Here is a 15,902-nt window from a genome sequence, read left to right on the forward strand (position 1 = left end):
GCAGCATACAATACGGCGATCAGCTGGGTGGGGTGAAATTGTGAACGAAAAGGTTACCCAATACAGGGACCGCATTACCCAGTATTGGAAGCAGTTGAGCAGAACCAGGAGAATGCTGTTTGGCGCAACATTTGGCTTTTTTATCATCAGCATTGTGTTGCTGGTTCTGATTTTTTCGCGAACGGAGTATGAATTGGTGTTCCAGGATTTGGATGCGGCTGATGCAGCTTCGATCACACAATATCTGGAGAGCAACAAAATCGAGTACAAGCTTGGTTCCGGGGGGACAACGATATCGGTTCCGGCAGCCAGCGCAGCCAAGGTTAGAGTGGATATAGGTTCTCAAGGCCTCGTTCAGAATGGTTCGATCGGTTTTGATGCTTTTGGCCAGGGCTCTTCAGCCTTTGGTCGGACAGATAACGAGTTTAACGTGATGTACCGCAACGCGCTGAATGGTGAAATTCAGCGGATGCTAAACAGCATGCAAGGCATTCAAAAATCCAATGTGCTCATTAATTTGCCTGAGGAAAGCGTATTTATCAATGCAAATGGCAAAGAGCCGTCCTCAGCCTCTGTTGTGTTGACATTCAAGCCGGGCTATCGGCCAACACAGGAAGCGATCGACGGGTACTATAACCTGGTCAAGACGGCGATTCCTAACTTGGCGATTGAGGATATTACGATCTCCAGCCAGCAATCCGAGCTGTTTGCTTCAAGCAAACTGACCGGTAACGGCATGGTGGCTCAGCCGGTGGATACGCAATTTCAGATTGAACGAAAATTCAAAGAAGAAGTTCGCAAGAGCATTAAAGAGTTTTTGGGACGCTTTTACGGGGCGGACAAGGTTGTCATTAGTGTGGCAGCGACATTGAACTTTGATCAGAAAAATTCGACACAAACGCTCGTTCAACCGCTCGAGAACAACGACAACCGCGGAATTATCATTAGCGAAACGGAATCAAGTCGTTCGTCAACAGGCGCAGATGCCCCTGCAGGCGGCGTGGTTGGGACAGGTGAAACCGATGTTCCGGGGTACCAGGGAACAGATGGTCGGACGAGCAGCAGCGATGAAGCTTCCCGTACGACTAACTATGATATAAGCCGTATCACGAATAATATTGTGTCCGGTCCGTTTGTAGTCAAGGACTTATCCGTAAGCGTCGGGATTGAAGCAGCACAGCTGACCGATGAGCAAAGACAGGAAATCTCCAATTATCTGATTCCTTTCGTCAGAGCACAGCTCTCGGATTCGGGACAGAATATTAATGATGACGTATTGATGGCCAAAAAGGTTTCAATTTTTGCGCAATCTTATGTGGGATCTGAAGAAACCACCGCTGCCAGTGGCTTGTCATGGCCGTGGCTGGCTGGAATTGGTCTGGCTGCCCTGCTCGTAGGCGGAGGAGTCGTATATCTTATTAACCGTCGTCGCAATCAAGTAAACTTTGAAGAAGAAGAGCTTCTGGAGCAGCCTAAGGTCGAATATCCGACAATCGATCTTGACATTGAGACGAATGAGAGTCAGGTTCGCAAGCAGTTGGAGCAGCTTGCCAAACGTAAGCCGGAGGAATTTGTCAATCTGCTGCGGACATGGCTAGTTGATGAATAGAGGTGGAAGTATTGGTTAAGACAATGCAGGGTTTGTCCGGCAGACAGAAGGCAGCCATCCTTCTCATTACGCTTGGGCCTGAGGTATCGGCCCAAATCTTCAAGCATCTGAGAGAAGAGGAGATTGAGCAACTGACGCTGGAAATTGCCAACGTCCGCAAGGTGGACGCGGCCGAGAAGGAGATAATTCTTGCCGATTTTCATCAGATTTGCATGGCTCAGGAGTATATCTCTCAAGGCGGTATTGCTTATGCCAAAACCATTTTGGAGAAGGCGTTAGGTGAAAGCAAGGCGATGGAGGTTTTAAATCGTCTTACAGCCACATTGCAGGTCAGGCCGTTTGACTTTGCCAGAAAGGCAGAACCGACACAGATTTTGAACTTTATCCAAAACGAAAACTCCCAGACTATTGCGCTCGTATTGTCCTATTTGCAGTCTGAACAGTCATCGGCGATATTGTCTTCCCTCCCGCAGGATAAGCAGGCTGATGTAGCTCGCAGAATCGCGCTGATGGACAGCACTTCGCCGGAGGTCATTGCACAGGTGGAGCGTGTGCTGGAACAGAAGCTTTCCGCCACCGTGACCCAGGATTACACTACGGCTGGGGGAATCGAGTCTATCGTGCAAATCCTCAATGGCGTCGATCGCGGTACAGAGCGTACGATTTTGGATTCTCTTGAAATCCAGGATCCTGAACTTGCAGAGGAAATCAAGAAACGGATGTTTGTATTTGAGGATATTGTCAATATCGACAACCGTTCAATTCAACGGATTATCCGGGATATTGAAAGTTCCGATCTTCAATTGGCGCTTAAGGTGGCCAGCGAAGAAGTGCGGGAAGCCATCTTCCGCAATATGTCCAAGCGGATGTCGGAGACATTCAAAGAAGAGATGGAATTCATGGGCCCTGTGCGGCTTCGCGATGTAGAAGAAGCGCAGACGCGCATTGTGGCAACCATTCGCAGACTAGAGGAATCCGGAGAGATCATTATCGCTCGCGGCGGAGGTGACGACATCATTGTCTAACCTGATCAAGTCAGCCCATGTCGTTGCAATGGAGGATTTGAAGAAGCTCCAGACGGAGAAACGCTATGTTTCTGCTGCTCAGCAGGAAAGCGAACAACCAGAGGATCATTACTTGCCGACAGAAGAGGAACTGCAGACCAGACAACTTAGAGATCAAATCATCGAGGATGCAGAATCCTATGCGAAAGAACGGCTGGAACAGGCGAATTCCGAAGCGGAGCAAATGCTGCAGGCGGCAAGGGAGCAGATCGAACAATGGTGGAGCGAACGTCGCTCCGAGGATGAGCAACTGGCTGAGAGCTCCCGCAAGCAAGGGTACGAGCAGGGCTATCAGGAAGGACTTGTTCATGCCGAGGAAGACAACAGCAGGCATTGGGCGCAGCACATTGACGATGCCAAGGCGCTGTTGGAACAGGCTTACAGAAGCCGGGAAGAAATTATTCAGGAGGCAGAGCCTTTCCTGGTGGAGCTTAGCTGCGCGATCTCGGAGAAAATCATCGGGAAGCAGCTGACTGCCGCGCCTGATTGGGCGCTGGAACTGGTTGTGAAGTCGCTCTCCCGCAGAAGAGAGCAGGGGATGATTGCTCTTTGTGTGGCGCCGGACCAGCTTGCTTTCATGGAAGCGGCTCGGGAGGAGCTTTCACTGGTAATCGACTCCCAGGCTGAGCTGCAAATTCTCCCTGATGTATCCGTCAAAGGACATGGCTGTGTCATCCGCTCGATGTACGGAAGCATTGATGCCCGAATCGATACGCAGCTTGAAGAAATCAAGCGGGAACTGATTCAGCTTGCGATTCAGGGTGAAGAGCGGAGGAGTGCGGATGAGCAAACTTGACGCGGCGCGATATGTCGAGCATTTGCGGACGGTTGACCCGATTCGGGTCAACGGCAAGGTGACGCAAGTCATCGGGTTGATTGTAGAATCGGAGGGCCCGGATGCGAGCGTAGGCGATTTGTGCTACATTTATCCGGCGAAATCATCCAAACCGCTAAAAGCGGAGGTTGTCGGTTTCCGTGACAACAAAGTTATTTTGATGCCGCTCGGGGACTTGCATGCCATTGGTCCCGGATGCGATGTTGTGGGGACGGGCAAGCCGCTGACGATTCAAGTCGGCTCCGAGCTGCTCGGCAAGGTGCTGGACGGGCTCGGTCAGCCGCTTGACGGCTCGCATATCCCGACTCGGATGCCTCATTACTCCACTTACAACCAGCCGGGCAACCCGCTGATGCGTCCAAGGGTCAAAGATCCGTTAAGCATCGGCGTCCGGGCTATTGACGGACTGCTGACGGTAGGACAGGGGCAGCGGGTAGGGATTTTTGCCGGGTCAGGCGTCGGAAAGAGTACGCTGCTCGGCATGATAGCACGCAATACTTCCGCAGATGTCAACGTTATTGCGCTGATCGGGGAGCGGGGACGCGAGGTACTGGAGTTTATTGAGAAGGATCTGGGTCCCGAAGGCTTGGCCCGCTCGGTCGTTATTGTCGCCACGTCGGATCAGCCGGCTCTAATCCGGATGAAAGGGGCGCTCATTGCAACGACGATTGCGGAATATTTCCGTGATCGCGGACTTAACGTCATGCTGATGATGGATTCCGTCACACGGTATGCGATGGCGCTTCGCGAGGTAGGACTCGCGATCGGGGAGCCGCCAGCAACAAGGGGATATACGCCATCTGTATTCGCGGAGCTGCCCAAGCTGCTGGAGAGAGCCGGGACCGGGCCGACAGGCTCTATCACTGCATTTTATACGGTGCTTGTCGACGGTGACGATATGAATGAGCCGATAGCGGATGCAGTCCGGGGGATTTTGGATGGACATATCGTCCTAAGCCGTGCTTTGGCGCATAAGGGGCATTTTCCGGCAATTGATGTGTTGCAGTCGGTCAGTCGCGTCATGAAAGAGATTGTGACCGAGGAGCATCAGGATGCTGCCAATGAGTTGAAAAGCCTCCTTGCCACTTTCAGGGATTCAGAGGATTTGATTAATATCGGCGCCTATCAGTCAGGCTCCAACGCAGAGATCGACCGGGCGATTGAATATATTGATGCGATACGGGGTTTTACACAGCAGAAGACAACGGAAAAAGTAGATTTCGAGGAAGCAAAGCAGCGTCTTATGATTGACTTTTACAGGAGATGAACAGGCTAATGGGCAAGTACCGATATCCTTACCAGAAGATTGTTGATCTGAAAACGAGCCAGAAGACCCAGGCGGAATGGATGTTGTCCGTCGCAGTTGGCAAGCTTCAGCTTGAAGAGCAGTCGCTGGAGCAACTGGAGGAGGAGAAGCAGCATTGGGCGGACCAGCTTCTGGAGGCCGCTGCCAATCTAGTTGTCTTGTCAGAGCTTCGGGTTATGCAGCAGTATATGGAGCATCTGGAGGAATGCATCATCCGCAAATCGGGCGATGTCAAGACAGCTAAGATGGAAGTGGACCGCAGCAAAGGCTATCTCACTGAGAAAATGATGGATGAGAAGGTATGGCTGAAGGCTAAAGAAAATGCCAATGGCCGGTTTAGCCAGATGATCCTGCTGAAAGAGCAGAACGAACTGGATGAAATTGCGTCCGTCCGTTTCAAGACGGCAGTGCGGCAAGCGTAAACGGCTTTGCTGTCCTTCGACGGGCAAAAGCTTCGTTTCGAAAGTGCGCCGGAGCAACGACAAGCGGAGGGGGATCGCATGACGGATTTGGAAGAAGAAAGAAGTTACAGCATATTTGAGAGGCTGCTTTTCTTCATTACGCCGCTCCTCTTTACAATCATTTTACTGGCGGTCATCCTCGCGGCTTTTAGCCCGGATATCCGGGGCAGGATGCTTGATGTCGGGAATCAAATACCGCTGGTCGGTAAATTGCTTCCTGACGGGCCCGCTAAAGCAAAACTGGCTGAAGATACAAATGAAGAGTCCGGCGAGAAAACGGCAGCCGCCAGCGAGCAGGTCAAGAACCTCCAAAGCGAGCTTGCAGTCAAAGAAGCGGAATTGAACAGAGTGCTTGGAGAGCAAAGCGCGCAGGAAGCGAAAATTTTGGAGCTTCAGTCCAAAGTGAATGAGTTGACTCAAAATGCTGAAAATCCTGAATTGACCGGGGAGCAATATACGGCCGAGATTAAAGACTTGGCATCGATGTACACTAAAATGGCCCCGAACAAAGCTGCTCCGATCCTGCAAAATATGGAACTTCCGGAGATGGTGCTCATTTTAAACGCCATGAGGACTGAAGATCGGGCAAAAGTAATGGAGAAGATGACGCCGAAAATTGCGGCGGATGCCACAATGCTGATGAAGGATTCGGTTTCGGTACGAGATCAGCAAATTGCGGCGCTGCAAGCCAGAGTGAAACGGCTGGCCGGCACAGGCGGCAACACAGCGAATACGCAGGCTAATGCACCGGCCTCTCAGCCGGCGAAAAACCAGTAGGAGCCTCTAATTTACCGAAAGGAGGTGAATACATTGCAAATGTCAGCAGGACAAATGATGCTAATCGCCTCCACATCTTCAACACCGGGATCAGCGAGACCGGGCGCTCTTGGAGGCACGAACGAAGTCCAGGCTTTTCCCCAGATGCTGGTGCAATTCGTTCAAGGCGGGGAAACTCAAGCGGGAGGCACAGCGGCGAATGTAAGCACTCTGGCCTCCCTGCTGCCCGGCGAATTGACTTTAGCGAGCAAGGATGGATTGGAAAATCTGCTGCAGCTTGCAGATGAAATCCGCCAACAGCTTGACCAGCTTGGAGATGACACAGACCCTGCTCAGCTGGAAGAGATGGCTGAAGAACTGCAAGCACTGCTCTATACCATTATGATGACCCTGCCGCTTCCGGTACAGGAAAACCAAGGACAGGCTTCCAATTTGCCGGAATCATTGTCTGAGCAGGCTTCTCTTGCTGTGGCAGTAGAGCCGTCGACAGAGCAGGCAAGCGGGCTTGTGTCTGATCTGGAGCCACAAGTTCAGCTGGTTCAAACGCAGCCGCTTGCAGCCGTGCAAGCTGCCAAGACCAAGGTTGAAGAACTGCTTCAGCAAATTCGTACTGTTGCGGAACAAGGTCTTCCAAAGCAGGTGCAGGATGCCTTCGTACCGCTTATGGAAAATAAGCTGGATGCCCTGAAGCAATTACTGGCTGCCGGAACAGGCAGGCAAGGCGCCGCGGAGCCGTCCGGAGAACAACAGCTTGATCTGCGCGGCGGTACGATTCTGGCCCCGCAACATGTCTCCAGCCAGACAATGCTGGCAAGGCTTGGCGGGTCCTTCCATCCGTTATTGAAGCAGGCTTCTGAGCAGGCAATTCAGAACGGAAACTCCCTACTTTCGGCAGAAGAAGCGGATTCGCGTGCAGCAGGTGCGAACCCGGCAGCTGTATCTGATTTGCTCAAGCCGCAGATGACGGCAGCGCCGCAAGTAGAGTCGATGCCAAAGGTTCCCGTGGAGAGATTCGCCGAAAGAATGGAAAATTTCTTATTTAAGCAGATGCAGCTCACAAGTTTGAAAGGGATATCCGAGGCGAAGATCTCGTTGTTCCCTGAGCATCTCGGTCAGGTAAATATCAGGCTGACGCTGCAAAACGGCCAGCTTACGGCTTTGTTTGTGACAGATAGTCACAATGCCAAGGAAATGCTGGAAAACCAGATGTCTCAGCTCCGAGCAGCGCTGCAGGCCCAAGGAATCCAAGTGGAGCGTCTGGAAGTGACACATACGCCGCAATCAGGGCACAGCCAGTACCAAAACGGGCGGGAGCAAGGCTCTGGACAACAACATAATCCGGGCAGACAGGAACAGGCATCTGAGCCTGCAAGCGAAGACAGCTTCGAGCAAGAATTAAGACAGCTGAGCGAACAGTTTGAACAGGGCATTAATGCAATGGCTTGAACCGGAGGTGAATAACGATTGAGTGAGGTCTTGCCGACGAAAAACGTATGGCCCAATTATAACGTTGCCAATGTTAGATCAGCGCCGAGCAAGGAAAAAGCGGACACCCTTGGACAGGATGAATTCCTGCGGATTCTGATTGCCCAGATTCGTCATCAAGACCCGATGAACCCGCTCCAGGACCGTGATTTTATTGCCCAGATGGCGCAGTTCTCATCGGTCGAGCAATTGATGAAGATGTCAGGTGAACTGAAGCTGATGAGGAACAGTCTGGGAACGGCATCAAGCATGATTGGCAAAACGATTGAATGGATTGAGAATGACAGCCAAGGCGCATCGAAGTTGCAAACCGGGGTAGTGGATTCCATTACGATCAAGGACGGGAAGCTGTTCGCAATATCAGGGGACAGCAAAGTCAATCTGGATGATATTGTTGCGATCAGAACCGCTCCTGAGGGTGATATTCCGGAGGAGAATGAGGCTGAGGAGGAAGTTCCGCAGCCGGATGAAGAAAGCGATGATGTAACTTCACCTTAGGTAAGGACGCTTCAAAACACTACAGTTTAAGAGAGGATGAACTCGTACATGTTAAGATCGATGTATTCGGGTGTATCTGGAATGCGCGGTTTTCAAACCAAGCTGGATGTAATCGGAAATAACGTGGCGAATGTCAATACAATAGGCTTCAAAGCTGGTCGTGTCATGTTCAAAGATATCTTGAGCCAGACAGTATCCGGTGTAACAGCGCCTGTAGACGGAGTGACTGGCGGTATCAATGCCAAACAGGTTGGGCTGGGTGTTACAGTCGGTTCAATTGATGTGATTCATACGCCAGGCAGTGATATGACGACAAATGTTCCAACAGACTTGCGGATTGACGGTGACGGATTTTTTGCCGTACGTGCGACAGAGGAACAAGAAACGCCTTATTTGACGCGTGCCGGTGATTTTCGTTTGGATGCCAACCGCCAGCTTGTCAATGGCGACGGCGGGTTCCTGTTGAGCACTGACGGAGAGCCGATTGTACTGGATGAAGCTGTAACGGCGTTCTCTATTTCTCAGAACGGGTCCATAATTGCAATTAATGCCGATGGGTCCAGTGAAGATACCAATATCCGGATTGCCATCGTCAAGGTTGTAAACCCTGGCGGCCTACAAAAAATCGGCGGCAACCTCTACCGGCTTACTCCTAACGCAAACCCGGAGGGAGAGTTTGAGTACTTGGAAGCTAACAATGCCGAAGCGGGAACAGGAGCTATCATTGCTGGTCACCTGGAAATGTCCAACGTTGATCTGACCTCGGAGTTTACCGAGATGATTGTTGCCCAGCGCGGTTTCCAGTCCAATTCGAGGATTATTACGACTTCAGATGAGATTCTGCAAGAAGTTGTCAACCTGAAACGATAATTCAATAGTTGATCGGTCCGGGGAAGGCTGAAAGCTGTGTGTCTTCCTCGGAACTGAAAACTTGGGGGGTAAGCCATGATAGCAATGACGCGGTTAAACGGTACAGAGCTTATCATTAACGCGCTGCTGATTGAATCGATCGAGGAGGTTCCGGATACGCTGATAACCCTGACAACGGGGAAAAAAATTGTAGCTTTGGAAAGCGCAGCTGAGATTACTTCAAGGATTCAACATTACCTTCGCCAGATTGGGCTAGTTGCGGCGGGGACTAGGATGGAACAAACGGAGGGACCTTCTTCATGAAAAAAATGCTGCCTTGGATAATCACAATTTTGCTGGCGATTACTTTAATTGCAGTTGTTGCGGTCTTCCTGTTCAATCAACTTTTCAACGGAAGCTCCGGCAATGATGCATTGGATGCCAAGCAAAGCGTGAATGGCGTCCATGCAGAGAAATTAAGCGCCAACAAACGGGTAGAATTGACAAGCGTCATGTCGGATATCAAAACGAATCTGGCTGACCCCAGTTATATCGCCGTAATGGGACTGGCATTCCAACTCGATAAAAAATCGACGAAGGAGGATTTTGATAAGATTAAAGATATTCAAATCAAGCCGATCATTTTGAGAGTGCTGTCTGATTTGAAGCCGGAAGAGCTGAATGGCTCCAAGGGTAAAGATGCTATGAGCGCGAAACTGATCAATCTAATCAATCCTGTTCTTCCAACTGGAAAGCTTGTGAACATAGAAGTAATAGAGTTTATGATACAACCGTTATACTAGCAGCTACTTTTTTTAAAGAGGGGGGAGAGGATTGGTTGATGTATTATCGCAAAATGAAATCGACGCGCTTTTAGCGGCTCTGTCTTCCGGCGAGATGGATGCGGAGGAGCTCAAGAAGGAAGAGACGCAGAAGAAAATACGTACGTATGATTTCAAGCGTGCAGTCCGCTTCTCTAAAGACCATATTCGAAGCCTGACCAGAATTCATGAAAACTTTGCCCGTTATCTGACGACGTATTTCTCGGCTCAGCTTCGGACTTTCGTACAAATCAATGTCGTTCAGGTCGAGCAGCTTCCTTATGATGAGTTTATCCGTTCGATTCCGAAAATGACGGTTTTGAATATATTTGAAGCGGAGCCCCTGGAAGGCCGAATGGTGTTGGAGGTGCATCCCAATGTCGCGTATGCGATGCTGGACCGGCTCCTTGGCGGTCAGGGAACAGCTCCCTCAAAAATCAACGCGCTGACGGAAATCGAGACCACTGTCATGGAACGTATTTTCAGCCGGGCTTTTGAGAGCCTGCAGGAAGCGTGGAAGACTGTCATTGATATCTCACCGCGAATGGAAGCACTCGAGACCAATCCGCAATTTATGCAGATAGTTTCGCCCAATGAGACGATTGCCCTGATCTCGCTGAGCACTAAAATTGGAGAGACAACGGGCATGATTAACCTGTGTATCCCGCATGTCGTAATTGAACCGATCATGCCGAGATTGTCCGTCCATCACTGGTTTGTATCCCAGAAAAAATCAAGAGCTCCCGGCGAGCAGGAGATGTTGGAGCAGCGGGTTAACCGTGCGAAGTTGAATATTGTCGCCGAACTTGGTCAGTCTAGTGTAACCATTCATGAATTTTTGGGACTATCGGTAGGTGATGTCATATCGCTAGATCGGTCATTGGATGAAGGACTGCATATTAAAGTAGGTGATAAATTAAAGTTTATCGGCAGCCCCGGCTCGGTAAAAGATCGGCTGGCCGTGCAGATTGACGAGATTGTCAGCGAAGGAGTAGAGGAAGAAAATGACGAGTAAAGATTATTTATCCCAGGAGGAAATTGACGCTCTGCTTCGTCAGTCTGCGGGGGAAATGGAAAGTAGCGAAAAAACGGCGGAAACAGAGGAATTCAAGCCTGAAAATTATATCAGCTCGATTGAGTCCGATGCTCTTGGGGAGATTGGTAACATTACCTTCGGGAGCGCAGCGACTGCCCTCTCAACCCTGCTGGGCAAAAAGGTGGATATTACAACGCCGAAAGTTTCGGTCATCCGCAGAGAGGATCTCGAACGCGAGTTTCCTAAGCCGCATGTTGCCGTTCATGTTCATTACGTGGAAGGTTTTCAAGGCATTAACTCGCTCGTTATCAAGACCAAGGATGCGCAGGTTATCGCCGATTTGATGCTTGGTGGTGAAGGCGAGATCCAGGATGAAAGTTTGAATGAAATTCATGTCAGCGCCGTGCAGGAAGCGATGAACCAGATGATGGGCTCATCCGCTACCTCAATGTCTACCATTTTCAATCGATTTGTCAATATTTCGCCTCCAGGCATTAATATTTTGGATGTGAACAGCGGGGAAGGCGTAGGCAATTTGCCTCCTGTAGATGTCTTTATCAAAATTTCTTTTGATCTTCGCATTGGCGAACTGATCGATTCTACGATCATGCAGCTTCTGCCGGTAGCTTTCGCTAAGGAAATGGTAGCCACCTTGATAGGCGGGGCGGGTGAATCCGAGCCAGTCTCTCAGGAGGCAGCCGTGTTTGAAGAGCCGGAACGAAGCTATGCGCCGCCTGCTGCTGCCTATCAGGAGCCGCCTGTACCTTCTTTTGTATCGCCGCAAGAGCAGCTGTTTGCTGCGCCGGCGCCGGCGCAGCATGCGCAAGGTCCAAATACATATGGGGCAATGCCGGGGCGGAATGTGAACGTTCAGCCTGTGCAATTCTCCGGTTTCCAAAGCGCGTCTTACACTCAGGCAGATGACACGAACTTGAATTTATTGCTCGACATACCGCTAAAAGTCACGGTAGAATTAGGAAGAACAAAGAAACAGATCAAGGAGATTCTTGAGCTTTCCCAAGGCTCCATAATTGAGCTGGACAAGCTGGCAGGTGAACCGGTCGATATTCTGGTGAATAACAAGCTCATTGCCAAAGGCGAGGTTGTTGTTATTGATGAGAACTTCGGTGTCAGGGTTACCGATATTGTTAGTCAGTGGGATCGAATTCAGAAACTTCAATAACCGGGAGGAAAATAACAAATGGCAAACCGTATTTTAATCGTAGACGATGCAGCATTTATGAGAATGATGATCCGGGACATTCTCTCCAAAAACGGCTACGAGGTAGTAGGAGAGGGCCAGGATGGCACTCAAGCGATAGAAAAATTCAAAGAGCTTAAGCCCGACTTGATTACGATGGACATTACGATGCCTGAAATGGACGGCATCGCTGCCCTTAAAGAAATTAAAAAGCTCGACCCTAATGCAAAAGTAATTATGTGTTCTGCGATGGGACAGCAAGCGATGGTTATTGATGCGATTCAAGCCGGCGCCAAGGACTTTATTGTGAAGCCATTCCAGGCGGACCGTGTTATTGAAGCAATCAAGAAAACCTTAGGTTAATTCCTATGCGCAGAGGCCGAACCTCTCGGGTTGCGGTTTGCATTGGAGCAGGACTTGCATTATGGAATTCAAGTGCAGTCGCCGCTTCATTAGATAATGAAGGGCCTCCAATGCAACCGGACGATAATTTGCTTGGCAATCTTGTATGGGTCATTATCGCTCTCTTACTAGTTATCGGCTTGATTGTTATTTTTATAAAATTTCTATCCCAGCGCAGCAGAGGCTACGGTATGAACCGTTCTGTCCGCACACTTGGCGGGGTTGCGCTGGGTCAGAACAAATCGCTGCAGATTGTAGAACTGGCGGGCAAGGTATATGTTGTCGGTGTCGGAGATGATGTGACGCTGCTCGACAAGATCGATTCACCTGAAGAAGCCCGTATCGTGATAGACAAAATGGAAGCGCAGCTTGGGGGCGGAAACCTGTCGGTAGCAGAATGGATTCGCAAATACCGGAAACGGAATGAAGGCAGCGATATCCCGGAAGAAAGTTGGAGCAGCAGATCCGTCTCTTTTGAGAGCATGCTGCAGGACAAGCTGCAGCGCCAGACAGAACGCAAACGACAAATCCAGGAAACGTTAAACCATGCTAATCCAATGAATCAGTCGAGGGATGAATGAATAAGAAACTAGCTTTACTAACTTTACTTCTGCTGCTGGTTGTTCCGCTGCTCTCATCCCAGGCCTTTGCTGAGCCGCTGCCCAGCGTCAATATCGAAATAGGCAATGGGGGGGAGCAGCCAGGAACCTCCGCGCTTTCCCTTTTGCTCATCATCACGGTACTAAGTATTGCGCCAGCTATTCTGGTGCTGATGACGAGCTTTACACGTATAGTCATTGTACTTGGTTTTGTCCGTACGTCACTTGGTACGCCGACGATGCCGCCTAACCAGGTGATTATCGGACTCGCGCTATTTTTAACGTTCTTCGTGATGGCGCCGACGCTTGGAAAGGTTAATGAAGTTGCGCTGCAACCGTATTTAAAGCGGGAAATGTCGCAAACCGAAGCGCTGTCCAAGGCCGCTGAGCCCATGAAGGAATATATGATTTCATATACAAGGCCAAAAGATTTGCAGCTTTTTATGAAATATACCAAGATGGAAAGTCCTGCGAACGTTCAGGATATTCCGATATCGGTACTGGTTCCTGCGTATGCACTAAGCGAGTTAAAGAGCGCATTTAACATGGGATTCATTATTTTTATCCCGTTCTTGATTATTGATATGGTCGTGGCCAGCGTTTTGATGGCAATGGGGATGATGATGCTGCCCCCGGTTATGATATCCTTGCCGTTCAAAATCCTTCTTTTTATACTGGTAGACGGGTGGTATTTAGTGATCCAATCCTTGCTGAAGGGCTTCAGCAACACCTACTAGCTAATCAGGAGGAAGGAGCGATGTTATGAGCTCGGATCTTATAATCGGTTTGGCAGGGCAAGCTGTCTGGACTGTGTTGAAAGCAAGTGCTCCCATGCTGGGACTCGGACTTCTTGTAGGGCTGATCGTCAGTGTATTCCAGGCAACGACACAGATTCAGGAGCAGACGCTAGCTTTTGTACCCAAAATTGTGGCCGTTTTGCTGGCTGTGCTGCTCTTTGGCCCCTGGGTACTCAACACAATAGTGGATTTTACATATAATCTGCTTAACAATTTGGATAAATATATCGGATAGGCCGTGGATTCATGGAAGTTATTCTACAGGCATTCCCTATTTTTTTGCTTATCTTTTGTCGAATCACATCGTTTTTCGTCGTTGCGCCAATCTTCTCAACCCGCAACGTCCCGGCTCCTTTCAAGATTGGCCTAGGTTTTTTTGTAGCCCTGCTAGTCTACTTGGTTTATGGCATCAATGAGACGCTGGTCATAGATGCAGGTTATGTGCTGATGGTCATCCGGGAAGTGTTGGCCGGTCTGCTGCTCGGTTTTGTCGCTTATATGTTTGTGACGGCTGTTCAGATTGCAGGGGGCTTTATCGATATGCAGATTGGCTTTGGAATGGCGAACGTAATGGACCCGGTATCCGGTGTAACCGTACCGTTGCTAGGCAATTTCAAGTTTATCATTGTAATGCTGATGTTTCTGTCCATGAACGGGCATCATTATCTGCTCAGCGCAATTATGCAAAGCTATGACTGGCTGCCTTTGTCCAATAATCTGTTTAACCAGATTTATGAAGGGTCAGTCAGTGAGTTTCTGATCATCACGTTCAGCAAGGTATTTATGCTGGCGCTCCAGCTTGCGGCGCCTTTAGTAGTTGCCTTGTTCCTGACGGATGTCGGCCTGGGCTTTCTTGCCCGAACAGCGCCGCAGTTCAATGTATTTGTTATCGGTATTCCGCTTAAAATTCTGATCGGCTTATTCATGCTCGCTTTGCTCATGCCAGCTTTCTCGGGCTTAATCGGGAATCTGTTCGGGCAGATGTTTGCCGCCATGGAGAACCTGCTGGCCGGTCTTCAACAACAATTGACCTCTTAAAAGGAGGCTCTATTCGTGCAAGCATATCGCTGGTCGCTGGATTTACAGATGTTCTCCCAAGAGAAAACAGAAAAAGCGACGCCAAAGAAAAAGCAGGAATCCAGAAAAAAAGGCCAAGTTGCCAAAAGTATGGAAGTGCCTGCCTCGTTTATTCTGCTTTTCGTCTTTATGAGCTTTCTGATGCTGGGTGGCTTTTACAAGGAGAGGCTGGTCGGGATGTTTGGCAGCACCTTTGAAACCCGGCTCAGTATGGAAATTACGATTGGCAACGTCGGGGTTCTCTTCAAAAATCTGATCATCGAATGCCTGCTGCTGCTGGCCCCGTTATTCGCCATCGCGATAGTTGTTGCGTTACTGGGCAATTACATTCAATTCGGATTTTTGCTAACCGGACATCCTTTAATGATGAAACTGAGCAAGATTAATCCGATTGAGGGCTTTAAGCAGATTTTCTCTATGCGTTCGCTGGTTGAGTTTTTGAAAAGTATCTTGAAGCTTGTCATCATCGGTACTGTTGTCGGAATGACGCTTTGGGGAGAAAAGGATCATATTCTGGCGCTTGGCTCTGTTCCGATCGAGCAAATTTTCTCTTTTGCCGCCTCGATTACGTTGTCACTCGGGGTCAAGATCGGCGCGCTGCTTGTTGTGCTGGCCCTCATGGATTACATGTACCAGCGTTTTGACTTCGAAAAAAAACTGCGGATGTCCAAGCAGGACCTGAAGGATGAATATAAAAAAACGGAGGGAAACCCGGTCATCAAAGGCAGAATTCGGGAGCGCCAACGCAAAATGGCATTGCAGCGGATGATGCAGGAGGTCCCGAAGGCGGATGTTGTCATTACGAACCCGACGCACTTTGCGATTGCTTTGCGCTACGATGGTACCGAGATGGAAGCGCCGGAAATTATAGCTAAAGGGATGGATTATGTTGCGCTTAAAATCAGAGAGATTGCCAAGGAGAACGGCATCGTTCTGATAGAGAACAAGCCACTGGCCCGAGCCTTGTACGAACGGGCTGAGATCGGAGACACCATCCCCGCCGATCTGTTCCAGGCAGTCGCCGAAGTGCTTGCTTATGTGTACAAGCTAAAACGTAAAACGAAATGATATGTTAGTACAGAAAG

Annotated in this window: 19 protein-coding genes; all 19 read left to right on the forward strand. The window is 49.7% G+C overall.

The genetic code is table 11. The annotated features are described in order from the left end of the window. Positions 1-40: 40 nt before the first annotated feature. On the forward strand, positions 41-1,609 hold the full coding sequence (fliF, locus tag JFN88_RS19405) for a flagellar basal-body MS-ring/collar protein FliF (RefSeq protein ID WP_199020922.1): 1,569 nt from the start codon (positions 41-43) through the stop codon (positions 1,607-1,609). Positions 1,610-1,632: 23 nt separating this feature from the next. After that, entirely contained in the window at positions 1,633-2,634 is a 1,002-nt protein-coding gene (gene fliG / locus JFN88_RS19410; protein ID WP_199021324.1) for a flagellar motor switch protein FliG, read from the forward strand. Further along, the gene (locus JFN88_RS19415) at positions 2,627-3,469 is read left to right on the forward strand and encodes a FliH/SctL family protein (RefSeq protein ID WP_199020923.1); all 843 of its coding nucleotides are present in this window, start codon (positions 2,627-2,629) and stop codon (positions 3,467-3,469) included. Before fliG ends, JFN88_RS19415 begins: the two co-directional genes overlap by 8 nt. Continuing rightward, the gene (fliI, locus tag JFN88_RS19420; RefSeq protein WP_199020924.1) at positions 3,456-4,775 is read left to right on the forward strand and encodes a flagellar protein export ATPase FliI; all 1,320 of its coding nucleotides are present in this window, start codon (positions 3,456-3,458) and stop codon (positions 4,773-4,775) included. The genes JFN88_RS19415 and fliI overlap by 14 nt, the downstream gene beginning before the upstream one ends. An 8-nt stretch (positions 4,776-4,783) precedes the next feature. Beyond that, the gene (gene fliJ / locus JFN88_RS19425; RefSeq protein ID WP_199020925.1) at positions 4,784-5,236 is read left to right on the forward strand and encodes a flagellar export protein FliJ; all 453 of its coding nucleotides are present in this window, start codon (positions 4,784-4,786) and stop codon (positions 5,234-5,236) included. 78 nt (positions 5,237-5,314) lie between these two features. Beyond that, positions 5,315-6,052, forward strand: a complete 738-nt coding sequence (locus JFN88_RS19430) for a MotE family protein (RefSeq protein ID WP_199020926.1) — start codon at positions 5,315-5,317, stop codon at positions 6,050-6,052. 39 nt (positions 6,053-6,091) lie between these two features. Continuing rightward, positions 6,092-7,498, forward strand: a complete 1,407-nt coding sequence (locus JFN88_RS19435; RefSeq protein ID WP_233168198.1) for a flagellar hook-length control protein FliK — start codon at positions 6,092-6,094, stop codon at positions 7,496-7,498. An 18-nt stretch (positions 7,499-7,516) separates the two neighbouring features. Then, positions 7,517-8,035: a flagellar hook capping FlgD N-terminal domain-containing protein gene (locus tag JFN88_RS19440; protein WP_199020928.1), complete on the forward strand. Its 519-nt coding sequence runs from the start codon at positions 7,517-7,519 to the stop codon at positions 8,033-8,035. A gap of 48 nt (positions 8,036-8,083) precedes the next feature. Next, a complete protein-coding gene (gene flgG, locus JFN88_RS19445; protein WP_199020929.1) occupies positions 8,084-8,905 on the forward strand; it encodes a flagellar basal body rod protein FlgG in 822 nt (273 codons plus the stop codon). 75 nt (positions 8,906-8,980) lie between these two features. Continuing rightward, positions 8,981-9,208, forward strand: a complete 228-nt coding sequence (locus JFN88_RS19450; RefSeq protein ID WP_199020930.1) for a flagellar FlbD family protein — start codon at positions 8,981-8,983, stop codon at positions 9,206-9,208. Beyond that, on the forward strand, positions 9,205-9,687 hold the full coding sequence (locus tag JFN88_RS19455; RefSeq protein WP_199020931.1) for a flagellar basal body-associated FliL family protein: 483 nt from the start codon (positions 9,205-9,207) through the stop codon (positions 9,685-9,687). Before JFN88_RS19450 ends, JFN88_RS19455 begins: the two co-directional genes overlap by 4 nt. 31 nt (positions 9,688-9,718) lie before the next feature. Continuing rightward, positions 9,719-10,720, forward strand: coding sequence for a flagellar motor switch protein FliM (fliM, locus tag JFN88_RS19460; RefSeq protein ID WP_199020932.1), 1,002 nt, complete (start codon positions 9,719-9,721; stop codon positions 10,718-10,720). Further along, on the forward strand, positions 10,710-11,924 hold the full coding sequence (fliY, locus tag JFN88_RS19465) for a flagellar motor switch phosphatase FliY (RefSeq protein WP_199020933.1): 1,215 nt from the start codon (positions 10,710-10,712) through the stop codon (positions 11,922-11,924). Before fliM ends, fliY begins: the two co-directional genes overlap by 11 nt. Before the next feature lie 18 nt (positions 11,925-11,942). Further along, the gene (locus JFN88_RS19470; RefSeq protein ID WP_199020934.1) at positions 11,943-12,305 is read left to right on the forward strand and encodes a response regulator; all 363 of its coding nucleotides are present in this window, start codon (positions 11,943-11,945) and stop codon (positions 12,303-12,305) included. A gap of 110 nt (positions 12,306-12,415) precedes the next feature. Then, positions 12,416-12,925, forward strand: coding sequence for a flagellar biosynthetic protein FliO (locus JFN88_RS19475; protein WP_199020935.1), 510 nt, complete (start codon positions 12,416-12,418; stop codon positions 12,923-12,925). Next, positions 12,922-13,680: a flagellar type III secretion system pore protein FliP gene (gene fliP / locus JFN88_RS19480; protein WP_199020936.1), complete on the forward strand. Its 759-nt coding sequence runs from the start codon at positions 12,922-12,924 to the stop codon at positions 13,678-13,680. Before JFN88_RS19475 ends, fliP begins: the two co-directional genes overlap by 4 nt. 25 nt (positions 13,681-13,705) lie before the next feature. Beyond that, positions 13,706-13,975 carry a flagellar biosynthesis protein FliQ gene (gene fliQ / locus JFN88_RS19485; RefSeq protein WP_199020937.1) on the forward strand — a complete coding sequence of 90 codons (270 nt, stop codon included), beginning with the start codon at positions 13,706-13,708 and terminating at the stop codon, positions 13,973-13,975. A gap of 11 nt (positions 13,976-13,986) precedes the next feature. Further along, positions 13,987-14,778 carry a flagellar biosynthetic protein FliR gene (gene fliR, locus JFN88_RS19490; protein WP_199020938.1) on the forward strand — a complete coding sequence of 264 codons (792 nt, stop codon included), beginning with the start codon at positions 13,987-13,989 and terminating at the stop codon, positions 14,776-14,778. Positions 14,779-14,793: 15 nt separating this feature from the next. Then, positions 14,794-15,885 (forward strand): flagellar biosynthesis protein FlhB, encoded by a 1,092-nt coding sequence (gene flhB, locus JFN88_RS19495; protein ID WP_332908510.1) that lies wholly within the window; start codon positions 14,794-14,796, stop codon positions 15,883-15,885. Positions 15,886-15,902: the final 17 nt, after the last annotated feature.

The sequence above is a fragment of the Paenibacillus roseus genome (assembly GCF_016424485.1).
GTDB lineage: Bacteria > Bacillota > Bacilli > Paenibacillales > Paenibacillaceae > Paenibacillus_D > Paenibacillus_D roseus.